Source organism: Pontivivens ytuae (assembly GCF_015679265.1).
GTDB lineage: Bacteria > Pseudomonadota > Alphaproteobacteria > Rhodobacterales > Rhodobacteraceae > Pontivivens > Pontivivens ytuae.
Window position 1 is genome coordinate 1348695 of record NZ_CP064942.1, and the last position, 24556, is coordinate 1373250.

The 24556-nt window shown below is 67.6% G+C and carries 26 protein-coding genes and 1 pseudogene; 15 read left to right on the forward strand and 12 right to left on the reverse strand.

Going from position 1 to position 24556, the window contains the following annotated elements; genetic code table 11:
- Positions 1–258 precede the first annotated feature (258 nt).
- The 3 genes and pseudogenes from I0K15_RS21260 to I0K15_RS06485 all read left to right on the forward strand — a co-directional run.
- Positions 259–492: pseudogene (locus I0K15_RS21260) on the forward strand (xanthine dehydrogenase family protein molybdopterin-binding subunit); the annotation flags it as partial.
- Between the two features lie 126 nt (positions 493–618).
- Entirely contained in the window at positions 619–2424 is a 1806-nt protein-coding gene (locus I0K15_RS06480; RefSeq protein WP_230374318.1) for a xanthine dehydrogenase family protein molybdopterin-binding subunit, read from the forward strand.
- Positions 2425–2531: 107 nt separating this feature from the next.
- Positions 2532–3632: an alkene reductase gene (locus I0K15_RS06485; protein ID WP_196104578.1), complete on the forward strand. Its 1101-nt coding sequence runs from the start codon at positions 2532–2534 to the stop codon at positions 3630–3632.
- Here the strand turns inward: I0K15_RS06485 and I0K15_RS06490 are convergent.
- Together I0K15_RS06490 and secA are read right to left on the reverse strand one after the other, a co-directional pair.
- A complete protein-coding gene (locus tag I0K15_RS06490; RefSeq protein WP_196104579.1) occupies positions 3629–4408 on the reverse strand; it encodes a bestrophin-like domain in 780 nt (259 codons plus the stop codon). The two genes, I0K15_RS06485 and I0K15_RS06490, sit on opposite strands and share 4 nt — an antisense overlap.
- 80 nt (positions 4409–4488) lie before the next feature.
- Positions 4489–7230, reverse strand: coding sequence for a preprotein translocase subunit SecA (gene secA / locus I0K15_RS06495; protein ID WP_196104580.1), 2742 nt, complete (start codon positions 7228–7230; stop codon positions 4489–4491).
- Positions 7231–7477: 247 nt separating this feature from the next.
- Between secA and I0K15_RS06500 the strand changes: the two genes are divergently transcribed.
- The 4 genes from I0K15_RS06500 (at position 7478) to I0K15_RS21165 (ending at position 10364) form a co-directional block, all read left to right on the forward strand.
- A complete protein-coding gene (locus tag I0K15_RS06500) occupies positions 7478–8419 on the forward strand; it encodes a peptidylprolyl isomerase (protein WP_230374319.1) in 942 nt (313 codons plus the stop codon).
- A gap of 42 nt (positions 8420–8461) precedes the next feature.
- Entirely contained in the window at positions 8462–9739 is a 1278-nt protein-coding gene (gene argJ / locus I0K15_RS06505; RefSeq protein ID WP_196104581.1) for a bifunctional glutamate N-acetyltransferase/amino-acid acetyltransferase ArgJ, read from the forward strand.
- Positions 9736–10134 (forward strand): (deoxy)nucleoside triphosphate pyrophosphohydrolase, encoded by a 399-nt coding sequence (locus I0K15_RS06510; protein WP_196104582.1) that lies wholly within the window; start codon positions 9736–9738, stop codon positions 10132–10134. Before argJ ends, I0K15_RS06510 begins: the two co-directional genes overlap by 4 nt.
- 101 nt (positions 10135–10235) lie before the next feature.
- A complete protein-coding gene (locus tag I0K15_RS21165; RefSeq protein ID WP_277882917.1) occupies positions 10236–10364 on the forward strand; it encodes a hypothetical protein in 129 nt (42 codons plus the stop codon).
- A 74-nt stretch (positions 10365–10438) separates the two neighbouring features.
- Here the strand turns inward: I0K15_RS21165 and hemH are convergent, their stop codons facing one another.
- Together hemH and I0K15_RS06520 are read right to left on the reverse strand one after the other, a co-directional pair.
- Positions 10439–11515, reverse strand: coding sequence for a ferrochelatase (gene hemH, locus I0K15_RS06515; RefSeq protein ID WP_196104583.1), 1077 nt, complete (start codon positions 11513–11515; stop codon positions 10439–10441).
- A gap of 96 nt (positions 11516–11611) precedes the next feature.
- Complete coding sequence (locus tag I0K15_RS06520) at positions 11612–12436, reverse strand: methyltransferase domain-containing protein (RefSeq protein WP_196104584.1); 825 nt, start codon at positions 12434–12436, stop codon at positions 11612–11614.
- A 39-nt stretch (positions 12437–12475) separates the two neighbouring features.
- On the opposite strand from I0K15_RS06520, the gene I0K15_RS06525 reads away from it, so the two are divergent.
- From I0K15_RS06525 to I0K15_RS06545, 5 genes are read left to right on the forward strand one after another with little or no spacing between them, the layout of a single operon-like run.
- Positions 12476–13219: a ComF family protein gene (locus tag I0K15_RS06525; protein ID WP_196104585.1), complete on the forward strand. Its 744-nt coding sequence runs from the start codon at positions 12476–12478 to the stop codon at positions 13217–13219.
- 1 nt (position 13220) lies between these two features.
- On the forward strand, positions 13221–13478 hold the full coding sequence (gene grxC, locus I0K15_RS06530) for a glutaredoxin 3 (protein WP_196104586.1): 258 nt from the start codon (positions 13221–13223) through the stop codon (positions 13476–13478).
- 2 nt (positions 13479–13480) lie between these two features.
- A complete protein-coding gene (locus I0K15_RS06535; protein WP_196105394.1) occupies positions 13481–14308 on the forward strand; it encodes a carbon-nitrogen hydrolase family protein in 828 nt (275 codons plus the stop codon).
- A complete protein-coding gene (locus tag I0K15_RS06540; protein ID WP_196104587.1) occupies positions 14305–14751 on the forward strand; it encodes a MarR family winged helix-turn-helix transcriptional regulator in 447 nt (148 codons plus the stop codon). The genes I0K15_RS06535 and I0K15_RS06540 overlap by 4 nt, the downstream gene beginning before the upstream one ends.
- Before the next feature lie 57 nt (positions 14752–14808).
- Positions 14809–15534, forward strand: a complete 726-nt coding sequence (locus tag I0K15_RS06545) for a GGDEF domain-containing protein (protein WP_196104588.1) — start codon at positions 14809–14811, stop codon at positions 15532–15534.
- Positions 15535–15545: 11 nt separating this feature from the next.
- On the opposite strand, the gene I0K15_RS06550 is transcribed toward I0K15_RS06545, so the two are convergent.
- Positions 15546–16280, reverse strand: coding sequence for an SDR family oxidoreductase (locus I0K15_RS06550; protein WP_196104589.1), 735 nt, complete (start codon positions 16278–16280; stop codon positions 15546–15548).
- A gap of 106 nt (positions 16281–16386) precedes the next feature.
- On the opposite strand from I0K15_RS06550, the gene speB reads away from it, so the two are divergent.
- Positions 16387–17355, forward strand: a complete 969-nt coding sequence (speB, locus tag I0K15_RS06555) for an agmatinase (protein ID WP_196104590.1) — start codon at positions 16387–16389, stop codon at positions 17353–17355.
- On the opposite strand, the gene I0K15_RS06560 is transcribed toward speB, so the two are convergent.
- From I0K15_RS06560 to coxB, 6 genes are all read right to left on the reverse strand, one after another.
- Positions 17352–18011, reverse strand: coding sequence for an SURF1 family protein (locus I0K15_RS06560; RefSeq protein WP_196104591.1), 660 nt, complete (start codon positions 18009–18011; stop codon positions 17352–17354). The genes speB and I0K15_RS06560 overlap by 4 nt on opposite strands.
- Positions 18012–18081: 70 nt before the next feature.
- Positions 18082–18876, reverse strand: a complete 795-nt coding sequence (locus I0K15_RS06565) for a cytochrome c oxidase subunit 3 (protein WP_196104592.1) — start codon at positions 18874–18876, stop codon at positions 18082–18084.
- Position 18877: 1 nt separating this feature from the next.
- Positions 18878–19447, reverse strand: a complete 570-nt coding sequence (locus I0K15_RS06570) for a cytochrome c oxidase assembly protein (RefSeq protein ID WP_196104593.1) — start codon at positions 19445–19447, stop codon at positions 18878–18880.
- Positions 19444–19641: a hypothetical protein gene (locus tag I0K15_RS06575; RefSeq protein ID WP_196104594.1), complete on the reverse strand. Its 198-nt coding sequence runs from the start codon at positions 19639–19641 to the stop codon at positions 19444–19446. The genes I0K15_RS06570 and I0K15_RS06575 overlap by 4 nt, the downstream gene beginning before the upstream one ends.
- A gap of 11 nt (positions 19642–19652) precedes the next feature.
- Entirely contained in the window at positions 19653–20606 is a 954-nt protein-coding gene (locus I0K15_RS06580; RefSeq protein ID WP_196104595.1) for a heme o synthase, read from the reverse strand.
- Between the two features lie 52 nt (positions 20607–20658).
- Positions 20659–21519, reverse strand: a complete 861-nt coding sequence (gene coxB / locus I0K15_RS06585; RefSeq protein WP_196104596.1) for a cytochrome c oxidase subunit II — start codon at positions 21517–21519, stop codon at positions 20659–20661.
- 228 nt (positions 21520–21747) lie between these two features.
- Here coxB and tldD point away from each other — a divergent pair, with 228 nt between their 5' ends.
- Both tldD and I0K15_RS06595 read left to right on the forward strand, forming a co-directional pair.
- A complete protein-coding gene (gene tldD, locus I0K15_RS06590; RefSeq protein WP_196104597.1) occupies positions 21748–23175 on the forward strand; it encodes a metalloprotease TldD in 1428 nt (475 codons plus the stop codon).
- 94 nt (positions 23176–23269) lie between these two features.
- Positions 23270–23683, forward strand: a complete 414-nt coding sequence (locus I0K15_RS06595; RefSeq protein WP_196104598.1) for a VOC family protein — start codon at positions 23270–23272, stop codon at positions 23681–23683.
- Here I0K15_RS06595 and I0K15_RS06600 read toward each other — a convergent pair whose 3' ends face one another.
- Positions 23684–24352 (reverse strand): glutathione S-transferase family protein, encoded by a 669-nt coding sequence (locus I0K15_RS06600; RefSeq protein ID WP_196104599.1) that lies wholly within the window; start codon positions 24350–24352, stop codon positions 23684–23686. It abuts the gene before it with no gap.
- Positions 24353–24556: the final 204 nt, after the last annotated feature.

Consider the following 24556-nt stretch of genomic DNA (forward strand, 5'->3'; position numbering starts at 1 on the left):
TTAACATCGATTCCGCTTCGATTTTCAACTTTCCTAATTCTTTTTTCCCGGCACCAAGGCATTGGGAAAACGGTTAGTTAGCCAATGTGGCGCGAAAGCGGCAGAATGATCCGTCCGTAGCGTCAGCCTGCGGCGTTGCAGAAGGGGCACGCAATGAAGTTCGGAATTGGCCAGCCGGTCCGGCGTCGCGAGGACGTCCGGTTCCTCACGGGCGCGGGCCGCTACGTCGACGATATACAACCAGAAACTGTTCTTTTTATGCATGTTTTGCGCTCGGACGTGCCGCACGGCCACCTGCGCGAGGTGGACATATCCGACGCCCGGCAAGCCCCCGGCGTGGTCCGGGTGTGGATGTCCGATGACATCGCGGGGCGCATCCATCCGATCGATGCCGACATGCCGCTGATGGGGGTCGGCGGTCGGCCCTTCGGCGCGGCGCCGCAACCACATCTCGCCCGCGGAAAGGTCCGCTATGTCGGCGAGCCGATCGCTGTCGTACTCGCCAATAGCGTGAAAGAAGCGATGGATGCGGCCGAATTGATTCGCGTTGAGGTCGATGATGTTTGCGCAAATGTCGACACATTGAATGCTTCGAATGCGCCGGATCTGCACGAGCACTTGCCGGGCAACCGGCTTTTTCGGTGGGAGGTCGGGGACGAGGCCGCGACCGCCGCGGCCTTCGAGCGTGCCGAGACCGTGGTCGAGGTGGCGATCACGAACCAGCGGCTCGTCGTGAACGCGCTGGAGCCGCGCGGGATCGTCGTCGATCCCGGTGGGGAGGCGACACGGATCTGGGTCAGCAACCAGGGTGTCCACGCCGCGCGCAACGACATCACCCGCGACCTCGCCCGGAACGCCGACACTTTGCAGGTGCTGTCCCCCGATGTCGGTGGCGGCTTCGGCATGAAGTTAATCAATCATCCGGAGTACAGCCTCGCCGTCGCCTTGGCCGAGGAGACCGGCCAGCCGGTGAAATGGACCGCGGGCCGCAGCGAGTCCTTTCTCGCCGATGTGCAGGCCCGCGATCTGCACACGCGGGCCGAGGGCGCCTTCGATGCCAAGGGGCGTCTGCTCGGCCTGCGCTGGCACTCCACGTCGAATGTTGGGGCCTACACGCCCGGCTACGGTGCGGCCGTGCACACCATGTTTTCCGGGCACCTGATCGGCGGCGTCTACGACGTGTCGGCCGTTCACCACGTGGTCGAGGGTGTCGTCACCAACTCCACACCGGTGGACGCCTATCGCGGCGCGGGCAAGCCCGAGGTGCTCCACGTCATGGAGCGGCTGATGAGTGCCGCCGCCCGGCGGATCGGGCTCGACCAGGTGGAGATCCGGCGGCGCAATCTCATCCGCCCGTACCAGATCCCTTACACCACCGCCGGTGGAATCGAGTTCGACGCACTCGACGCGCCCGCCGTGCTCGACAAGGCCATCGCGGCGGCGGACTGGGCGGGCTTCCCCGCGCGGGCGCAGGCGGCGCGCAGCGCCGGACGCCTCGCCGGGATCGGCCTCGCCTACTACTACGAACGCACCGGCGGCGGCCCGGTGGAGCGCGGGCGGATCGAGATGCAGGCGGACGGCACCATCCTCGCCCATGTCGGCACGCAGAGCTCCGGCCAGGGGCATGAGACCGCGTGGGCGCAGGTCATCGCCGACCAGCTTGGCGTTCCCTTCGACAGTGTCCGGATCGAGGCGGGCGACAGTGCCGCCCTGCCCGATGGGGGCGGCACCGGCGGCTCCCGCTCCGCTGTTCAGGCGAGCCGGGTCTTCCTGCGCGCCTCCGAAGCGCTGGTGGACGCCGCCCTCGATGCCGCGACGGAACTGCTGGAGGTCGCCCGCCCCGACCTCGCCTTCGACCGGGAGGCCGGCGCGATCCGCATCGCGGGCACCGACCGCGCCGCCTCGCTGCAGGAGGTCGCGGCCCATGCCGGCGGCCTCACCGCCACCGGCGCCGTGGACGACAAGATCACCACGACGCCCAACGGCGCCCATATCGCGGAGGTCGAGGTGGACACTGACACGGGCGAGGTCCGCCTCACCCGCTACACCGTCGTCGACGACTTCGGCCGCGTCATCAATCCGATGATCGTGACCGGACAGGTGCATGGCGGCGTCACGCAAGGCATCGGCCAAGTGCTGGGCGAGGCCATGGTTTGGAACGAGGACGGCCAGCCCCTCGCCGCCTCCTACATGGATTACCGGATGCCGCGAGCCGCCGACCTGCCCTTCTTCGACGTGGAGCTGGTGGAGCTGCCGACACCCTCGAACCCGCTGGGGCTGAAGGGCTGCGGCGAGGCGGGCTCCGTCGCCGCCGTCGGGGCGACGGCGAACGCGGTGATGGACGCACTCGCGCTGGCGGACGTCCACGATCTCGCCCCGCCCTACACCCCCGTCCGCGTGTGGGAAGCGCTGAACCATCGATAATCCCGCCCCTGCGAACAACGCGTTTCGCCGCAGTCCGCCGGGTTGAAGCAGCCTTCGCAGCGGGCCATCTCCGCAGTCCGATTGGTTTGCTTTTTGAAGGAGGACCCATGTCGGACGAGACACTCTTTACCCCGGTCACCATCGGCGACGTCGAGCTGAAGAACCGGGTGTTCATGGCCCCGCTGACGCGCAACCGCGCCCGGGCCGAGGACGACGCCCCCTACGAGATCCACGCCGACTACTACGCGCAGCGCGCGGGCGCGGGCCTCATCATCACCGAGGCGACGCAGGTCACGCCGGAGGGCAAAGGCTATGCCTGGACGCCCGGCATCTACTCCGACGCGCAGATCGCCGGGTGGAAGGCCGTGACCGACGCGGTGCACGCCAAGGGCGGCAAGATCGCGCTGCAACTCTGGCATGTCGGCCGCATCTCGCACACCTCGCTGCAGCCGGGCGGCCAGCCGCCGGTGGCACCTTCGGCGATCAAGGCCGAAGCGCAGACCTTCGACGGTCAGCAGATGGTCGACGTCTCCGAGCCACGTGCGCTGGAGACGGCGGAGGTGAAGCGCCTCGTGAACGATTTCCGCGTCGCGGCCCGCAATGCCAAGGAAGCAGGCTTCGACATGGTCGAGGTCCATGCCGCGAACGGCTACTTGATCGACCAATTCCTGCGCGACGGTGCGAACCAGCGCGATGACGAGTACGGCGGCTCGATCGAGAAACGCGTGCGCCTGCTGCGCGAGGTCCTCGCCGCGGTGACCGAGGAGTTCGGCGCCGGGCGCACCGGCGTCCGCTTCTCCCCCTTCTCCGAGATGAACGGGCTGAAGGACAGCGACCCGATGGCCCTGTTCGCCGAGGCGGTGAACGCCGCCAACGAATATGGCCTCGCCTATATCCACGTCGTGGAAGGCCAGACCGGCGGCCCGCGCGATCTGGCCGAGGGGCACTCCACCGCGCCGCTGCGCGAGGCGTTTGACGGCGCCTATATCGCCAATAACGGCTATGACCGGGCGCTCGCCATCGAGGCGGTCGGCGAGGGCCAAGCCGACGCCATCGCGTTCGGCGTGCCCTTCATCGCGAACCCGGACCTGCCGCATCGGCTGGAGGTGAACGCCCCGCTGAACGAGGCTGACCCCTCCACCTTCTACGGTGGCGGGCGCGAGGGCTACACCGATTACCCCTTCCTCGACGAGAGCAAGGCCGCCTAGGGCGCCATGGCCAGAAGCGCGGACTGATCCACGGCGATCAGTCCGCGCCGCGGCCGGTCGAGGTCCACGATCACGAAGACCAGCATCACGATCAGCACCACCATTGCGTGGACCGGCGGACCGGGCCGGATGCCCGTCACACCTGCGGCGTAGCCCAGGATCGCGCCGAGGAAGACGAAGGTCAGGTAGAGCAGCATCAGCACGATCTCAGGCACGTGCCGGTCGAGCGCTGCATCCCGCACCGCATAGCTGTCGATCATGTCGTTGAGGGCGGAGGCGAAGGAAACGCTCGCCGGGCCCGGCTGCTCTTCGTTCGCGACCATCGCAAGCTCCCAGAGGCTCGCGAACACCGCCTCGGACTCCGCCAGAAGGGCGGCGCGCTCGTCTTCCTCCACCACCGCGACAGCCCCGGCGGTGATCCGCAGCTCGATGTATCGGTCGAAGAGCTGGCCGGCCTCGACCGCCAACGCCTCCGGCAACAGATCGGCCCGCAACTGCGCCGTGCCGATGGCGTTCGCCTCGTCCACCACGGCCCGCGACCGGTCGTCGTAGCGGGCGAGCGCGAGGCTGAAGGTGAAGCCGAGCAGCAATGCGAGCACACCCAACAGGGAGCCCTGCACCGCGAGCGTCTGCGACCGGCTCTCCTCGTTCTCGCTGGCATGGCGGGCGAGGCCGCGGCGATTGCCCACCCACATCGCCGCCAGCATCATCAGGAGCAGCGCGAGCGCGATCAGACCCGAATTGATGTCGTACATGAGCTCGCGTCCTCCGGTCACGCACACCTCCCCTGCTCCGCCCGCTCGGCGAAGGGGCGCCGTTTCAATCGCGCGGGATGGTGGCCGGAGGCCGCGTCAGGTCAAACGCGGCCGTGACAGTGCTTGTACTTCTTGCCGGAGCCGCAGGGGCACGGGGCGTTGCGGCCGACCTCGCCCCAGGTCTCGGGCCGCTCTGGGTCGAGCGCCGGACCTGCGGGGGCACTCCGCCCGGCAGGCGCGCCCGCGCCGACAGGCTCGGGCGTCGGCGCCGGGGTCTGTGCGACCTGCGGCGCGTTCGCCTGCTCGGCGGCCAGCGCCTGCATCCGCTCGATGATCTGCTGGCGCTCCTCGGGCGAGAGGACCTGCACGTGCGCGAGCTGCTTCGTCACCTTCTCCCGCAGGCCGGACAGGAGCCCCTCGAACAGCGCGAACGCCTCCGTCTTGAACTCGTTGAGCGGATCGCGCTGCGCGTAGCCGCGGAACCCGATGACCGAGCGCAGGTGGTCGAGCGTCAGCAGGTGCTCGCGCCACTCCTTGTCGATGGTCTGGAGCAGAATCCGCTTCTCGACGCCGCGCATGGTGTCGGCCCCGTACTGGCCGACCTTCTTCGCCGCGGCGTTGTCCACCTCGGCGGTGATGCGCTCGCGCAGATCCTCGTCGTCCACGCCTTCCTCGTCGGCCCAGGCGACGACCGGCAGGTCGAGGCCGAAGACGTCGCGGACCCGCTCGGACAGCGCTTCCGTCTCCCACTGGTCGGCATAGGCGCGGGCGGGGACGTGCTCCGTGACCAGATCGTCGACCACCTCGTGGCGCATGTCGGTGACGATTTCGGAGAGGTCGTCCGCCTCCATGATCTCCCGCCGCTGGCCGAAGATGGCCTTCCGCTGGTCGTTCATCACGTCGTCGTACTTCAGCAGGTTCTTGCGGATATCGAAGTTGCGCGCCTCGACCTTGCCCTGCGCGCGCTCCAGCGCCTTGTTCACCCAGGGATGGATGATCGCCTCGCCTTCCTTCATCCCGAGCTTCTGGAGCATGTTGTCCAGCCGGTCGGAGCCGAAGATGCGCATCAGGTCGTCTTCGAGGCTGAGGTAGAAGTTCGTGCGACCCGGATCGCCCTGACGACCCGAGCGGCCGCGGAGCTGGTTGTCGATCCGGCGCGATTCGTGGCGCTCGGTGGCCAGAACGAAGAGGCCGCCGGCGTCGAGCACCTTCTGCTTCTCCGCCTCGACCTCGCTCTCGTGCTTCTGCTCGAGCGTGGCGATCTCGCCCTCGTCGGTGATGCCCTTCTCCGCCGCCTCGACCTGCGCCATCATCTCCGCGTTGCCGCCGAGTTTGATGTCGGTCCCGCGGCCCGCCATGTTCGTCGCGATCGTGACGGCGCCGTAGCGGCCGGCCTGCGCGATGATGGCGGCCTCCTGCTCGTGGAAGCGGGCGTTGAGCACGTTGTGCTGCACCCCGGCCTTCTTCAGCATCTGGGACAGGAGCTCCGACTTCTCGATGGAAGTGGTGCCGACCAGCGTCGGCTGGCCCTTCTCCTGCGCCTTCTTGATCTCATCGACGATGGCTTCGTACTTCTCCCGCGTGGTGCGGTAGACCTGATCGTCGTGATCCTCGCGCGCGATGGGCCGGTTCGTGGGCACCTCGACCACGCCGAGGCCGTAGATCTCCATGAACTCGTCGGCCTCGGTCATCGCGGTGCCGGTCATGCCACCGAGCTTGTCGTAGAGGCGGAAGTAGTTCTGGAAGGTCACGCTCGCGAGCGTCACGTTCTCCGGCTGGATCTTCACGCCTTCCTTGGCCTCCATCGCCTGGTGGAGACCTTCGGACATGCGGCGGCCCTGCATCATGCGGCCGGTGAACTCGTCGATCAGGATCACCTCGTCGTTCTTGACGATGTAGTCCTTGTCGCGGGTGAAGAGCTTGTGCGCGCGCAGGGCCTGGGTGACGTGGTGCACGATGGTGGTCGACTCCGGGTCGTACATCGTCGCGTCTTCTTCCAGCAGGCCCGCTTCCTTCAACCGACCTTCGAGGAACTCGTTGCCCTCCTCGGTCAGCGTGGCGCTGCGCTGCTTCTCATCGAGCTCGTAATGCTCCTCGCTCAGTTCGGGAATGAACTTGTCGAGGGTGATGTAGAGCTCCGAGCGGTCCTGCGTGGGGCCGGAGATGATGAGCGGCGTGCGCGCCTCGTCGATCAGGATCGAGTCGACCTCGTCCACGATGGCGAAGTAGTGGTCGCGCTGCACCATCTGGTCGATCGAAGTCTTCATGTTGTCGCGCAGGTAGTCGAAGCCGAGCTCGTTGTTCGTGGCATAGACCACGTCGCAATCGTAGGCCTGCTTCTTCGCCTGCTCCTCCATCCCCGGCACGACGACGCCGACGGACAGCCCCATGAAGTTGTAGACCTTCGCCATCCACTCCGCATCGCGGCGGGCGAGGTAGTCGTTCACCGTCACGACATGGACGCCGCGGCGGGTGAGCGCGTTGAGGTAGACGGGCAGCGTCGCCATCAGCGTCTTGCCCTCACCGGTCTTCATCTCGGAGATGTTACCGCGGTGCAGGAAGATCCCGCCGATGAGCTGCACGTCAAAAGGACGCATGCCCAGCGACCGCACCGCCGCCTCGCGCATCGCGGCGAAGGCTTCGGGCAGCAGGTCGTCGAGGCTCTCGCCATTCTCGTGACGGCCGACGAATTCGTGGGTCTTGGCCTTGAGGGCGGTATCGTCGAGGGCCTGCATATCAGGCTCTAGTGCATTGATTTTCTCGACGAGCGGGCGGACGGAGCGGACCTTGCGGTCATTGGTCGTGCCGAAGAGCTTCTTCGCGACCGTTCCGAATCCGAGCATGAATGTTCCTCGCTTGGCTGTGACCGCGCAGCCTGCCCACTTGCCGAAACTGTCATGCCGGGAAGGTTGCCCGACCGCGACTGACATCCTAGTTTGGCGCGGCGGCGGTGCGTCTGGCCTTTCAAAAGCGCATAAGGAAGTAAGTCCCGGCACTGCGGCTGTCAACGGCGGGCAAGACGTGTCCGCCGTCACGAAACGAATACAAACAGGGCCGTTCCCCCCCAGCGGTCCGTGTCCTGGAGATCAGATGTCCAAGCTGACAATGACCACTGCGCTCGCGCTGAGCCTTGCCATCGCCTGGAGCGCCACGGCTCAGGAAACTGGGAGCGAAACGACAGATACCGAAGCGGCACCTGTCGAGGATGCGGCACCCGTCGCCGAGGCGGAGCCCGAGGCCGAACCGGTCGAGCTCGACCTCGACACGGTCGTCGCCACCGTAAACGGGACCGAGATCACGCTGGGCCACGTCGCCGCCATCCGTGACCGGCTGCCGCAACAGTATCGGCAGCTCCCGACCGAGGTGCTCTACGAGGGCCTCGTCGACCAGCTCATCGACCAGACCCTGCTCGCCGATCAGGCCGAGGGGGAGGGGGCGCTCGACCGCCGCCGCGTCCGCGTGCAGCTCGAGAACGAGCGCCGCGGCGTGCTCGCCAACGAGACCATCGCCGAGGTGCTGAACTCCGCCGTCACCGACGACGCGATCGAGGAGGCCTATGAAGAGGTCACCTCCGGCATGACCCGGACGACCGAGTTCAACGCCTCCCACATCCTCGTCGAGAGCGAGGAGGAGGCCCGCGAGGTCATCACCGAGCTCGACGGCGGCGCCGATTTCGCGGCTCTGGCGCAGGAACGCTCCACAGGCCCGTCCGGGCCCAATGGCGGCAATCTTGGCTGGTTCGGCCCGGGCCAGATGGTCCCCGAATTCGATGCGGCCGTCCAGGCGCTCGAAGTCGGCGGCGTGTCCGAGCCCGTGCAGACCCAGTTCGGCTGGCACGTCGTCCTGCTCAACGAGACCCGGCTGAGCCCCCTGCCCCCGATCGAGCAGGTCCGGCCGGAGATCATCCAACAGCTCAACCAGGAAGCCCTGCAGGGCGAAATCGATTCGCTGCGCGAGGGCGCGGAGATCGAGCGCGTCGAACTCGACGTTCCGGAAGGCGCCCTGGATACGCTTGATCTGACAGCCGAATAAGCGCATTCCCTCCCGGACCGTGATCCGGCCCGGGAGGACCCCATGCCCACCATCACCCGATTGCTGCCGGAAACGGCCAAGGCCGACGCCGCCCCGCTGGCGCCGCGCGAGGGCGCGACCAAGCTCGCGCCGGTCGACGGCGTCCGGTTCGCAGCCGTCGAGGCGGGTGTCCGCTACCAGGGCCGGCTCGACGTGATGCTGGCCGAGCTCGCACCGGGCAGCAGCGTCGCGGGCGTCTTCACCCGCTCCGCCACCCGCGCCGCGCCGGTGCTGATGTGCGAGCGGCACCTGAAGATCCTGCCTGCCGCCGACGCGCCCTTCGCGATCCTCGTCAACTCGGGCAACGCCAATGCCTTCACCGGCAAGCATGGCGATACCTCCACGGATACGCTGGCCACGGCCCTCGCCGACCGGCTGGGCTGCCCGGCCACCCACATCTTCCCCGCCTCCACCGGCGTGATCGGCGAGCGGCTGCCCCACGACCGGATCGAGGCGAAGCTCGACGAACTGATCGCGGGGCTCTCGGCGGAGAACGGCGCCCGCGCCGCCGCCGCGATCATGACGACCGACACTTATGTGAAGGGGGCGAGCACGACCTGCGACCTCGGCGCGCCGGTCACGATCTCCGGCATCGCCAAGGGCTCCGGCATGATCGCGCCCGACATGGCGACGATGCTCGTCTACATCTTCACCGACGCCGCCATCGCCCGGCCCGTGCTGCAGGAGATCCTGTCGGAGCTCACGCACGAGACCTTCAACGCGATCACGGTGGACGGCGACACCTCGACCTCCGACACCCTGATCCTCGGCGCCACCGGCCGCGCGGAGATGAAGCGGATCGAGACGCGCGACGACCCGCGCGTCCAGGTCTTCGAGGAAGCGCTGCACGCCGTCATGCTCGACCTCGCCCATCAGGTGGTCCGCGACGGCGAGGGCGCTCGCAAGTTCGTGGAGATCGCGGTAAGCGGCGCCGCCTCCGACGCCTCAGCCCGCCGCATCGGCATGTCCATCGCCAACTCCCCCCTCGTGAAGACCGCCATCGCGGGCGAGGACCCCAACTGGGGCCGCATCGTCATGGCCGTAGGCAAGTCGGGCGAGCCCGCCGACCGCGACCGCCTCACCATCCGCTTCGGCGACGTGCTCGTCGCACAGGAGGGCTGGGTGGCCGAGAGCTACAGCGAGGATGCGGGCGCCGAGCACATGAAGCAGGACGAGATCACTATCCGCGTCGATCTGGGCATCGGCGGTGGCACCGACACCGTCTGGACCTGCGATCTGACCGACCGCTACATCGCGATCAACGCCGACTACCGCTCATGAGGATGGTCCTCGTCTCCGCCGTCGCCCTGATCGATCCCGACGGGCGCGTCCTTTTGGCGCAACGCCCCGAGGGCAAGAGCATGGCCGGCCTCTGGGAGTTTCCCGGCGGCAAGGTCGAGCCCGGCGAAACGCCCGAAGCCGCCCTGATCCGGGAACTGCAGGAGGAGCTCGGCATCGGCACGTGGGAGAGCTGCCTAGCCCCGCTCACCTTCGCGAGCCATGCATACAAGGACTTTCACCTCCTGATGCCGCTCTTCGCCTGTCGGAAATGGACCGGCATCGCGCAAGGACAGGAGGGGCAGGCGCTGCGCTGGGTCCGCAAGTCGGAGCTGCGTGAGCTGCCGATGCCGGAGGCCGATGTTCCCCTTGTGGCCCATCTGATCGACTGGCTCTGACCGAGATCGATAAAATTTGATCCATTTCAGGTAGATTGTCTCATTTGACACTATCGCAGCGGCCGATAACTTCTTATTCAGAAAAATATAAAAAGGGGGAAATGCGCGTGCTTAAAACCATCATGCTCAGCAGCTACATCGCCGTGCAGGGTCGTTTCGTCTCTGCGATGCGCGATGGCCGGATCACCATCCGGGTGGGCAACAAGCTGTTCCACGGATACCCGGTCTAAACACGACCGATTCACCAAACTGCAAACGCCGGCGTTTGTCGTTTCAGAGAACAGTTTGGAAGACCGGCGCGGCCTCAGACCCAGCCGCGCATCTCGTTCTCGAGCACGGCCATCATCATGTCGATATGCGCCGGGGCGTCGTTGAGGCAGGGGATGTAGGTGAAGGTCTCGCCGCCCGCCTCCTCGAAGCTCTCCTTGATCTCCTCGTTGATCTCTTCGAGCGTCTCGACGCAGTCGGAGGAGAACGCAGGCGCCATCACCGCGATGTGCTTGTGACCCGCCTCGGCGAGGCGCGCGACCTCCTCCACCGTGTAGGGCTGAAGCCACTCTTCGGGGCCGAACTTCGACTGGAAGGTCGTGACCACCTGCGACTTGTCCCAGCCCAGCCGCTCGCGCATCAGGCGCGTCGTCTTCTGGCACTGGCAGTGATAGGGATCGCCCTCCATCAGATAGCGCTTCGGCACGCCGTGATAGGAGGTGACGAGGATATCGGGCTTCGACGACAGCTTGGCGTAGGTCTCCTCCACCGACTTCGCCAGCGCCTCGATATAGAGCGGATGCTCGTAATAGGCGGGGACGGTGCGGATGTAGGGCTGCCAGCGCATCTTCATCAGCGCGCGGAACGCCTGGTCATTCGCGGTGCCGGTCGTGGCGGCCGAATACTGCGGATAGAGCGGGAAGAACACGATCCGCTCGGCGCCCGCCGCCTTCACCCGCTCGATGACCGACTGGGTCGACGGGTTGCCGTAGCGCATGGCGAAATCGACGATCACGTCGTCGCCGAACTTCGCGGCCATCGCCTCGGCCAGCTTTTCGGTCTGCGCGCGGGTGATGGTGAGCAGCGGGCTCTCGTCCTTCTCCTCGTTCCAGATGCCCGCATAGGCCTTGCCAGAGGAGAACGGCCGCTTCGTCAGGATGATCCCCTGCAACAGCGGCTGCCAGAGCAGCGGCGAGTAGTCGATCACCCGGCGGTCCGACAGGAACTCGTTGAGATAGCGCCGCATCGACCAGTAATCCGTCCCGTCCGGCGTCCCGAGATTGGCGATGATGACGCCGACCCGTGCCCGCGGCACCGGCGGGTGGTCGCTCTCCGCATGGGCGAGGCGGCCGCTGCCGGGATGGTCGATTTCGGTCTTGGTCTGGTCGAGCATGTCGGGCTCCTCATGGGCTCCGTTTCTTGTTCTTCCGCGACGGGCGCGCGTCAAGCGGAAGGGCCGTGGTTCATACGGGGGCCGTGCGCGCGCGGATCAGCCACCGGCCTTCTCCCCCGCGCTGTGCTCCGGCACGCGCAGCGCGTCGGCGAGCCGGGTGCGGGCCGATCCGGGGCGCAGCGGCTTCTGCTGGCTCTCGGCGGGCGCCCAGCCGGTCAGGAACACGATCTCGAAGGTCGCGGTGATCCGCCCGTCGGGCCGGGCGAAGTGCTGGTGGTAGAGCTCGGCGGCCCGCATCAGCACCGCCCGGCGCAGCGGAGCACGATGACGCGCGGCCAGGACGTTGGTCTCCCCCATCGCGCGCAGGTCGCGCATCAGGGCGAGGGGATCGGCGTAGTCCACCGTTAGCGGCATCGCATCGGCCACCGGCAGCGCGAAGCCCGCCCGTTGCAACAGCGCGCCGAGGTCGCGGATCTCGCCCATCGGTGCGACACGGGGCGAGAGCCCGCCCGTCACCTCCACCTCCGCGTCGGAAAAGGCGCGGCGCAGCTCCTGCAGCGTCTCGCCCCCGAAGAGCGCCGCGAGCATCAGCCCATCAGGCCGCAGCGCCCGGCGCATCTGCACGAGCTGGCCAACCGGGTCGTTCGCCCAGTGCAGCGCGAGGCCGTGGACCACCAGATCATGCGCCCCCTCCTCCAGCGCCAGCACGTCGTCATCGGGCACCTGCACCGCGTCGAGCCCCAGCAGATCGGCCCAGAGTGCGGCCTCCGGCCCGATCACCGCGGGCGCCGTAAAGGATTTGTTAACCTCGGCGAGCCTCTCTGAAACCTCGCGCGCCGCCTCCTCGTGCAGGAAGGTCGCGCCGCTTGCGCGGGCACGGCGACGGGCCAAGGCCATCCGATCGACGAGGGTCTGTTCCATGAAGTGGACCTAATCCGCTGGCAGGCAAAGGGGAAGGGCATGACTGTCGCACTGCGCAAGCTGATCGACCTGATCTACCCACCCCGCTGCATCGCCTGCCCGGCGGAGACGGAGCTTGCGGGCGGGCTCTGCTCCGACTGCTGGTCGGGCACGGAGTTCATCTCCGGCCCCGTCTGCGCCCAATGCGGCGCGCCGGTGGACGGCGCCGACAAGCCCGACGACCTGCGCTGCGACGACTGCACCCGGCACCCGCCGGACTGGCACCGGGGGCGCGCGGCCCTCGTCTACTCCGCGATCGGCCGCCGCATCGTGCTGCAACTCAAGCATGGCGACCGGCTGGACGTGGTGCCGGCGCTGGCCACCTGGCTCCGCCGCGCCGGGGGCGACCTGATCGAGCGGGCGGATATCGTGGCTCCCGTCCCCCTGCACTGGTCGCGCCTCGTCAAACGCCGCTACAACCAGTCGGCGGAGCTCGCGCGGGCTGTCGCGCCCGACAAGGCCGTCCCGACCCTCCTGCGCCGCACCCGCGCCACCCCCAGCCTCGACGGCCGACCACGCGGCGAGCGACGGGAGATCCTCGACGCCGCCATCGGCCTCTCCCCCCACCCGGTCGCCGGAAAGACCGTCCTCCTCATCGACGACGTGCTGACCACCGGCGCCACCCTATCCGCCTGCGCCCGCGCCCTGACGGAGGCCGGAGCGGCCGAGGTCAACGTCCTCACCCTCGCCCGCGTTGTACGCGACGCGCCGATGCCTATATCCTCCAAGGCTCAGGAGGACTGACATGAAACCGGTCGAGATCTACACCACGCCCATCTGCGGGTTCTGCCATGCGGCCAAGCGCCTTCTGAACCAGAAGGGCGTCAGCTTCACCGAGATCGACGTGATGTCGAACCCCGGCAAGCGGGCGGAGATGACCCAGCGCTCCAATGGCGGGCGCACGGTGCCGCAGATCTTCATCGACGGCACGCCGATCGGCGGCTGCGACGACCTCTACGCGCTCGACCGCGCGGGCAAGCTCGACCCGATGCTGGCCGCCTGATGCTGCGCGCCGCGCTGGTCCAGCTCACCTCCAGCGACGACCCGGCGGCCAACCTTCCCATCACGGAAGCCTTCGTGCGCCAGGCCGCCGCAGGCGGCGCGACCCTGATCGCGACGCCCGAGGTCACCAACTGCGTCTCCCTCTCCCGCAAGCGGCAGGAGGAGATGCTGCGCACCGAGGCCGACGATCCGACCCTCGCCCGCCTGCGCGAAGTGGCAGCAGAGCTCGACATCACCCTCCTCATCGGCTCGCTCGCCGTGAAGAACGATAACGAGAGCCGCTTTTCCAACCGCTCCATCCTGATCGGCCCCGACGGCGCCATCCGCGCCACCTACGACAAGATCCACATGTTCGACGCCGCCGTGGACGCCGAAAACACGTATCGCGAATCGAAGGGCTACCGCCCCGGCGAAGCCGCGGTGACGGTGGAGGCGGCGGGCGCCACCCTCGGCATGACCGTCTGCTACGACATGCGCTTCCCGCCGCTCTACACCCAGCTTGCCGAGGCCGGGGCGCAGATCCTCACCGTCCCCTCCGCCTTCACCGTGCCCACCGGCCGCGCCCATTGGGAGGTGCTGCTGCGCGCCCGCGCGATCGAGACCGGCTGTTTCGTCCTCGCTCCCGCCCAGTGCGGCACGCATGGGGGTTCGGGCCGTAAGACCTGGGGCCACTCGCTCGCCATCTCCCCCTGGGGCGAGGTGCTGGCCGATGGTGGGGAGGCACCCGGCGTCACCTTCGTCGATCTCGACCTCGACGCCGTCGCGAAGGCCCGCCGCGCCATCCCCGCGCTTGCCAACAGGAGAGCCTTTCGGCCACCTTCGCGCGCATGACCGAAAACAGCTCCGACCCCCTGGCCATCGCGCTCCTCAGCGAGATCGACACGCTGGAGCAGCTCGCCCGCGGGCGCCTGCAACGCGCCCTGCCCAAGGGGATGGAGCTCAGCCAGTTCGCCGTCCTCAACCATTTTGCCCGGTTGGGCGGGGAAAAGACACCAGCCCAGCTCGCCCGCGTCTTCCATGTCACCAAGGGCACGATGACCAACACGCTCAAGAAGCTGGAGGTCGCGGGCTGGGTCCACATCCGCCCCGATTGGGAAGATGGGCGCAAGAAGTGGGTCACGATCAGCCCCGCCGGCCGCGCCGCCCGCGACTACGCCGTCCAGTCCGTCACGCCGGTCTTCGAGGACGTGCTGGAGGGGATGGGGCGTGAGCGGATCCGCGCCGCCCTCCCCTTCCTGCGCGACCTGCGCACGCATCTGAGCAACGACGCTTAACGTTATCGTAAGGTGCAGCGGGTCTCTTGCGATCGGGGACGGATTGTCAGGACGCATATGGAACGCCTCGTCGACTATCTCGCGCCACGCGGCCCGCTGGACTGGGTGCTGAAGACCGCCCTCTTCATCGCGGCGATCAACGGGCTGAACCTGACGGTCGAGTTCGCGATGAACGGCGCGCTCTCCATGTCGCTGCTCGCACACGTTCAGACCACATCGATGGTCGCCTTTCCCTTCACCCTCTTCGCGCTGAGCATCATCCGGCACCAGCACCGCCTGCAGGGGCAGCTCAAGCATCTCGCCACGACCGACATGCTGACAGGCCTGCCGAACCGGCGTGAGCTGCTGCGGCGGTTGGGGGAGGAGCGGAGGAGCTTCGGCGCCTTCATCCTGCTCGACATCGACCATTTCAAGCGCATCAACGATCGGCACGGGCACGCGGTCGGCGACACATGCCTCGTCCGCTGTGCAGCGCATCTGAGCGGCTCGGTCGGCCCGGGCGACGTGGTAGCGCGCTACGGCGGGGAGGAGTTCGCGGTTCTCGCCCGAACCCGCGATCCCGCCGCGCTGGAGGCGCTGACCACGCGCCTTTGCGAGCCCTTCACCTGCACCGTGGCGGTGGAGGGGCTAACGGTGCCCATGACACTCTCCGCCGGCGTGGTGCGCGCGGATGCGGATCTTGGCTATGCGGAACTGCTGCGCGACGCCGACGCCGCGCTCTACCACGCCAAGGATACGGGCCGGAACCGCGCCGTCTTCGCGCCGGGACGGCCCGCCGCCTGACCGCGTTCGGTCTAACCGCGCCCGATGTAAGGCATATCGCGCGCCATGATCGTTATGAACTGCACGTTGGCGTCGAGCGGCAGCGCCGCCATCTGCGCCACGGCGCGGCCCACATGCGCCGGATCCATCGTCGCCTCCGCCCGTATCGATCCGTCGGCCTGCGGCACGCCTTGCGTCATCGGCTGCGCCATCTCGGTCAGCGCATTGCCGATATCGATCTGACCGCAGGCGATATCGAAGGCCCGCCCGTCCAGGCTCAGCGATTTCGTCAGCCCCGTCATCGCGTGCTTCGTCGTCGTATAGGGCACCGAACCCGGCCGCGGCGCATGGGCGGAGATCGAGCCGTTGTTGATGATCCGCCCGCCCTGCGGCGCCTGCCGCCGCATGATCCCGAAGGCCGCCCGCGCGCACAGGAACGCGCCGGTCAGGTTCGCGCCCAACACCCCGAACCAGTCGTCGAGCGTCGTCTCATCGATCGTCCGCGGCGGCGAGCCCCGGCCCGCATTGTTGAAGAGCAGGTCCACCCGGCTATGCTCCGCCGCGATGTCCGCAAACGCCCGCTCCACCTGCTCCGGATCCGAGATATCGGCCGGATGCACGCTCGCAGCGCGGCCATTCGCCACCTCCTCCAACGGCCCGCGCCGTCGCCCGATCAGGGCCAGCGTCCAGCCCTCCGCGGCCAGCGCCTCCGCCGCCGCCCGACCGATCCCCGTGCCCGCTCCCGTGATGACCGCGATCCCCGCCATGACTGCCCTCCCGCTGCACGCAGCCTGTTGCACTGCGCGTATTTTCTGGAAAGGTGACGGAGGAGGAGCGGCGCGGCAAGAGGCCCGCCGGTTGCCAGGGGGCCCCATGTCCGATCCGTTCTTTCACCCGATTTCCGGCCAGGAGCTGCCGCGCTTCGCCGGTGTGCCGAGCTTCATGCGCCTGCCCTATCTCACGCCCGAGGATCCCAAGCGCGCCGAGGTCGAGCTCGGCCTGATCGGCATCCCGTGGGACGCGGGCACGACCAACCGTCCGGGCCCGCGGCACGGGCCACGACAGCTCCGCGACTACTCCACGATGATGCGGCGGGTGAACCCGGCCTCCGGCCTCGATCCCTTCGCGCTCTGCAATTGCGCGGATCTCGGCGACGTGAACCCCAATCCGGTGGATCTGCACGATACGCTGGAGCGGGTAACGACGTTCTACAAGGCCGTCGCGGCCCAGGGCATCGCGCCGATGACCGCGGGCGGCGATCACCTCACCTCCCTGCCCGTTCTGCGCGCGCTCGGCGCCGACGGCCCGCTCGGCATGATCCACTTCGACGCGCATACCGACCTCTACGACAGCTATTTCGGCGGCTATCGCTACACCCACGGCACCCCGTTCCGCCGCGCGATCGAGGAAGGCGTGCTCGACCCGCGCCGCGTCGTCCAGATCGGCATCCGCGGCCCGATGTACGATGGCGAGGATATCGAGTGGGGCCGCGCGCAGGGCGTCCGCATCGTGACCATCGAGGAGTTCTTCGAGCGCGGCATCGCCGACGTGATGGAGGAGGCGCGCGACATCCTCGGCGACGCGCCGACCTACTGCTCCTTCGACATCGACTTCATCGACCCCGCCTACGCGCCCGGCACCGGCACGCCGGAGGTCGGCGGGCCGACCAGCTTCCAGGCGCAGCAATGCGTCCGCGCGCTCGAGGGGCTCAACCTGATCGGCGCGGACCTCGTTGAGGTCTCGCCTCCCTTCGATCCGTCCGGCGGCACCGCCTGGCTCGGCGTGAACATCATGTTCGAGATCATGTGCGTGCTGGCGAAATCCCTCGCCGACCGGCGCTAGACCAGCCGCGACCGGATCCAGATCACCGTCATCAGCGCCCAGGCGAGCGCGAGGCCGAACCACGTCACCGCATATTCCAGATGCCGGTTGTGATAGGCCGCCGTGATCGGCAGCGGCTCCGGCGCGCCGTCAAAGGCAGGCTCGGCGACGACCACCAGCACCGGCTCTGCCTCCAGCACCTCCGCCATCTCGGCCACGTCGCGGGCGAACCAGAAGTTGCGCTCCACATCGTTGGCCGGCGTGTCGAAGGTCCGCTCGTCGGGCCAGTGGAGGATGCCCATCAGCTCCGCCTCGCCGAGCGGACGCACGGCGGTCTTCTCCACCTCCCGGACGTAGCCGCGGTCGATCATGATCCGTCGGCCGTCCTCGGTCTCGAAGGGCGCGATGACGCGGAAACCGGGGCCGGAGCCGCGGCGGGTGGTGAGCGCGTGAAGCTCTCCCTCCACGATCCGCCCGGCGACGGTCACGGGGGTGTATTCATGCGTCTCCTCGATGGGCTCCGCCGGCAGCGGACCCGGCGCACTCGCCATCATCGCCTCGGTCCGGGCGATCAGGTCCTGCTTCCAGCCCAGCCGCTGCACCTGCCAGATCCCCAGCGAGACGAGGATCGCGCAGCCGGCAAGGCCGAGGATCAGCGGGGCTGCAAGACGGCTCATCAAAGGCTCTCCGAAACGAAAAGCGCCGCGCGAGGGACCCGCGCGGCGCCAAAATCCCTCAAGGCGTGGTTCAGGCGCCCCAGATGTAGATCGCCGCGAACAGGAACAGCCAGACCACGTCGACGAAGTGCCAGTACCAGGCCGCAGCCTCAAACCCGACATGCTTGTTCGCGGTGAAGTCGCCCTGCCGCGCACGGACAAGGCAGACCAGCAGGAACAGCGTCCCGATCAGGACGTGCGCGCCGTGGAAGCCCGTCGCCATGAAGAAGTTCGCGCCGTAGATCGAGTTCGCAAAGCCGAACGAGGCGTGCGTGTACTCGTAGGCCTGGAACACTGTGAAGATCGCGCCAAGCAGCACGGCGACGAGGATGCCCTGCGCCATCGCCTTGCGGTCGTTGTCATGCACGATCGCGTGGTGCGCCCAGGTTGCGGCACAGCCCGACAGCAGCAGGATCAGCGTGTTGATCAGCGGCAGGTGCCAGGGGTCGAAGGTCTCGACACCGACCGGCGGCCAGACGCCACCCACGGTTTCGACCGTGGCCGGGTAGAGCGCGTGCTTGAAGAAGCTCCAGAACCACGCGACGAAGAAGAAGACCTCCGAGATGATGAAGAGGATCACGCCGTAGCGCAGGCCGATCTGCACCACCGGGGTATGGTCGCCCGCGCGGCTTTCCAGGATCACCTCGGCCCACCAGCTCCACATCGTGAAGAGCGTGCCGACGAGGCCGATGGCAAACACGAACGGCGTGATGCCCTGCATCCAGAGCACGGCGCCGAACAGCATCACGAAGCAGGACACCCCGCCGACGAAAGGCCAGATGCTCGGCGGCAGGACGTGGTAATCGTGGTTCTTCGCGTGGGCCATCTTATCCCTCTTCGGCGCGGGCCGGGTCGAGGGCGGCGGTATCCGCGCTCTCCGGCATATCGATTTCGTAGAACGTATAGGACAGGGTGACCTCCTGCACAAACCGTGCCTCGCGGTCGTCGACGATTGCCGGATCGACGTAGAAGGTCACGGGCATCTGGATGGTCTGTCCGGGCATCAGCACCTGCTCCTGGAAGCAGAAGCAGTCGATCTTGGTAAAGAAGCTGCCGGCCGAGTAAGGCGTCACGTTGTAGCTCGCCTGCCCCGCGATGGGCCGGTCGGTCGGGTTGTGCGCCTCGTAAAAGACGAGGCCGGTCTGCCCGATCGGGATCTCGACGGTGCGGACCTCCGGCGCGCGGAACTCCCACTCCATCTCCCGCGATTTGGAAGCGTCGAAGCGGACGCTGATCGTCTCGTCCAGCACGGTGTCGGAGCCCGTGCCCTCGGCGGTCGTGCCACCATAACCCGTCACGCGGCAGAAGAGGTCGTAGAGCGGGACGGCCGCGAAGCTCATCCCCACCATGAACACGACAAGGCCGGTTGCGTAGAAGGCGGTGCGCTTGGTGGTCATTGGCTCGGCTCCGTTTCAGGCAGAATCGACGGGCGCACGACATGGTCGAACGCCTCCATGCTCTGGCCGCTCGACATCTTGACGATGGTCACGGCGAAGATCAGGGCGACGAAGGCGAGCAGGATGACGAGGACCGCGGTATTGCGCCCGCGGCGCCGGTCGTAGATCTCGTGCTCGGGTTGACCGATGGACATGCTCACCTCACTCAGAACAACACGGGCCATGCCGACCAGCCGAGACCGGCGGCACGCAGGGCCACTTCGATCCCCAGCGCGATGAAGAGCGCGAAGAGGTAGCCGATGGATTCGAGGAAGACGCGCAGCTCGACCGCGAACTTGTCTGAGGCCGCCGTCGCCTCGTCCCGCCGCCAGATCGCCCAGGCGCCCCAGACGAAGCGGGCGTTGTAGGCGAGTGCGACGAGGAAGTAGATCGGCCCGCCCACCGGGGTGAAGGCCAGCACCATCGCCACCGGGAACAGAGCAAGCGTGTAGAGCAGGATCTGGTTGCGCGTCGCCCGGTCGCCCTTGGCCACCGGCAGCATCGGGACGCCCGCGCGCACGTAATCCTCGTTGCGGAAGATCGCGAGTGCCCAGAAATGCGGCGGCGTCCACAGGAAGATCAGCGCGAACATCAGCACCGCTTCGAGGCTGACGCCACCGGTCGCCACCGCCCAGCCGATCATCGGAGGGAACGCGCCCGCCGCCCCGCCGATCACGATGTTCTGCGGCGTCGAGCGCTTCAGCCACATCGAGTAGACGACGGCATAGAAGAAGATGGTGAAGGCGAGAAAGGCCGCCGAAAACAGGTTGCCGAAGACCGCGAGCATCCCCACCGACAGGATCGAGAGACCGACGCCGATTGCCAGCGCCTCGTCCGGCTCGACCTTGCCCGCGGGCAGCGGCCGGGCGGAGGTCCGCTTCATCACCGCGTCGATATCCGCATCCCACCACATGTTGAGCGCACCGGACGCGCCCGCGCCGACCGCGATGCACAGGATGCAGGCGAAGGCGACGATGGGGTGGATCGGTGCGGGTGCGGCGAACATCGCGACCGCCGCAGTCAGTACGACGAGCGACATCACGCGCGGCTTCAGGAGCGCGAAGTAGTCCTTCACCTGGGCTTCGCCGGTGCGGGCCACGTCCATCGACAGGTCGGTCATCAGGATCTCGTCACTTCAACTCGTCTGGCGGGCGCCCGAAGGCGCCGCGCTGTCACTCGGCCGCGGCGACCCGGGTCGTCGGCGCACCGCCATCGGCGTAGCGCGCGGTCGCAGCTTCCAGCCATGCCTCGTACTCCTCGACCGGCACCGCCTTCACGGTGATCGGCATGTAGGCGTGCGAGATACCGCAGAGCTCGGAGCACTGGCCGAAATAGATGCCGGGCTCGTCCACCTGGAACCACGTCTCGTTCAGGCGGCCGGGGATCGCGTCGAGATGCACACCGAAGGCCGGGATCTTCCACGCGTGGATCACGTCGGCGGCGGTGGTCTGCAGCTTCACGACCTGACCGACGGGCACGACGACGGCGGTGTCGGTGGCGAGCAGGTAGTCCTCCGGCGCGTAGCCGAACTCCTCCAGCTCCTCCTCGGCGAGCATGTAGCTCTCGAAATAGATGCCGTGATCCGGGTACTCGTGACCCCAGTACCACTGGTAGCCCGTCGCCTTGATCGTCACGTCGGCTTCCGGGATCTCGAGCTGCTTGAACAGCACCGGCAGCGAGAAGGAGCCGATCACCACGAGGATCAGAACGGGCACGATGGTCCATGCGATCTCGATCTTGGTGTTGTGGGTGAAGCGCGCGGGGTTCGGGTTCTTCTTCTCGTTGTAGCGGAAGATCACAATCGCCAGCAGCGCGGTCACGAACAGCACAATCAGCGTGATGATCACCAGCAGAAAGTTGTCGAGCCAGCGGATGTCCTGGGCGAGCTCGGTCACCGCAGGCTGGAAGCCGGTGCCGCCGGGCACCGGACGGCCGATGGTGGGAAGCGGGCTCAGCACCTCCTCCTGCGCGAAGGCGGCACCGCCGGTCATCATCAGGGCGCCGAGGGCACTCAGGGTCTTGGCAAAGGGCATTGTCGCATTCCCGGATCGTCAGGTTCGTTCCATCCTGCCACGCTTTGCGCCTGTGCGCACATAGTCCGAAAGGAGATGGCAGGGCTGGCGCGTATAAATCAGAAGCCCGCTTCCAGAACAAGACGGGACGCTGTCGCATTCCGTCGCATACCGTGAAATTTCGCTGCGGCAGCCGGGGGTTTCGCGCCCTATATGTCCAGTCAGTACCGTTTGAGGAGACCTTCGCCCATGCTCGATTCGCCCGCCGCCCGCTTCCGCCCGTTCGAGACCGACCTCGACCGCGAGGCGTCCCTCGGCATTCTGCAGGGCGCGCTCGCGGGCGCCGAGGATGGCGAGCTGTTTCTGGAGCGGCGACGGACCGAGGCGCTGGTGCTCGACGACCAGCGGGTGAAGACGGCGAACTACACCGCCTCCGAAGGGTTCGGACTGCGCACGGTGAACGGTGAGATGGCGGGCTACGCCCATGCCACGACGCTCGACGAGGCGGCGCTGAAGCGGGCGGCGGAGACGGTGCGCCTCGCCGTGCGCGAGGGCGGGCGTACGGCGGCCGCCGATCCGGCGCGCACCAACCGGCACCTCTACGGCGACATCGACCCGACCGCGGATGCGGAATTCCCGGTGAAGATCGACGTGCTCAAGGCGATCGACGACTACCTGCGCGGCAAGGACGCACGCGTGGTGCAGGTCAGCGCCTCGATGGCCGCGAGCTACCAGGAGGTCGAGATCCTGCGTCCCTCGGGCGAGAGCTACGCGGATGCACGCCCCATGGCGCGCCTCAACATCTCCGTCATCGTGGAGCGGGACGGGCGGCGCGAGTCCGGCAGTGCGGGCGGCGGCGGGCGCCACGGGCTCGCCGGGCTGCTAGACGGTGATCACTGGAAGGCGGTCGCGGACGAGGCGCTGCGGATCGCCACGGTCAACCTCGACGCGGAACCGGCACCGGCGGGCGTGATGGACATCGTACTCGGCCCCGGCTGGCCCGGCATCCTGCTGCACGAGGCCGTGGGCCACGGGCTGGAGGGTGACTTCAACCGCAAGGGCACCTCCGCCTTCGCCGGGCTGATGGGTCAGGAGGTCGCTGCGAAGGGCGTGACCGTCGTCGACGACGGCACGATCCCGGACCGGCGCGGCTCCATCACCTTCGACGACGAGGGCACGCCGTCCCGCCGCAACGTGCTGATCGAGGACGGCAAGCTCGTCGGCTACATGCAGGACCGGCAGAACGCCCGCCTGATGGGCGTCGAGCCCACCGGCAACGGCCGCCGTCAGGGCTTCGAGCACGCGCCGATGCCGCGCATGACCAACACCTACATGCTGGGCGGCGACGCGGCGCCCGCCGACATCCTCGCGGACCTGAAGGACGGGATCTACGCCGTCGGCTTCGGCGGCGGGCAGGTGGACATCACGAACGGCAAGTTCGTCTTCTCCTGCACCGAGGCGTACCGGGTGAAGGACGGCGTCGTCGGCGCTCCGGTGAAGGGAGCGACGCTGATCGGTGATGGCGCCACGGCGCTGCGCCAGATCCGGGCGATCGGCAACGACATGTCGCTCGACCCCGGCATGGGCAATTGCGGCAAGGCCGGGCAGTGGGTTCCGGTCGGCGTCGGGCAGCCCACGCTGATGATCGGCGGGCTGACGGTCGGGGGCAGCGCCTGAGACCCGACTTCGCCCGTCCGGGCGCGGATATTTGTTACAGAAAAGAAGGTGAGGGCGGAATCCTGTAACATGTCCTCGCCGCAACGGAGCGGACATGAACTCGGTCTTCCACCTTGCCTATCACGTCACCGACCTCGACGCGGCGCGCGCCTTCTACGGCGGCGTGCTCGGCTGTGCGGAGGGGCGCTCGACCGAGACATGGGTCGATTTCGACTTCTTCGGCCATCAGATCAGCCTGCACCGCGGCAAACCCTTCGCGACCGCCGACACCGGCAAGGTCGGCGCACATATGGTGCCGATGCCGCATCTGGGCGTCGTTCTCGGCCTCGACGACTGGCGCAGCCTCCGCGACCGGCTGGAGGCGGCGGGCACCGAGTGGGTGATCCCGCCGCAGGTGCGTTTCGAGGGGGAGCCGGGTGAGCAGTGGACGATGTTCTTCCGCGACCCGTCCGGCAACCCGATCGAGGTGAAGGGCTATGCCGACACCTCGGGCATCTTCGCGACCTGACTACTCGGCCGCCTGCGCGTCCGCCTCGCGCCAGTGCGGCGGCCAGGTGTCGGCGAATTTCGGCAGCTTCTCGATCTTCTTCTCCCACCGCAGAAGGGCCGGGTCCTGCATGACGTCGTGCAGCGGGCAATCGGGCAGGCGCCGCAGGGCGCGGCGCATCCACTGCACGCCCGGATAGAAAGCGATGTCCGCGGCTGAGACCTGGTTGCCGCCGAGCCACGGCATCAGCTTCAACCGCCGCAGGATCGTCTGCATCTCGTCGCAGCCCTGCTGGATCGAGGCTTCGAGCTCACCCTCATGCATCTCCTCCCGGAAGCCGAAGGTGATGCCGGTCATCACGGTCATGGCCGGGCGCAGGTGGTGCTCGTAATCCATGATCCACGACCAGATCACGCCCGCCTCGGTCGCCGTTCGGCCGAAGAGGGGCGGGTCGGGTTTCACCCGGTCGAGATAGGCGAGGATCGCCAGCGACTCGCGGATCGGACCATCCGGCGTGACCAGCGTCGGCACCTCGCCGCGCGGGTTGAGCGCGAGATAAGGCTCGCCCTTGTGCTCCTCGTCCTCGGTCATGAAGCGGGTGTCGGTGAAGCGGATCTTCTTGAGGTTCAGGCCCAGCATCACGCGCCAAGACGGGGGGGAGCCGCTGATCCAGTAGAGGTGATAAGCCATGGCCCGCTCCTTCGTTCACTTTTGTTGCCGCGACATGTCGGGGTGCGGGTTCACGAAAACAAGGCCGGATCGTGAACTTCCGTGACCCAGGGTCTCTTATTCACGAGACGATGATGACGGAGTTGCGATGCACTAGTCAGGATTGGTGAGACCGCAGCGCGAAGGCGCCATCATCGACTGTTCTGATACGTCACCGCGCCGGAA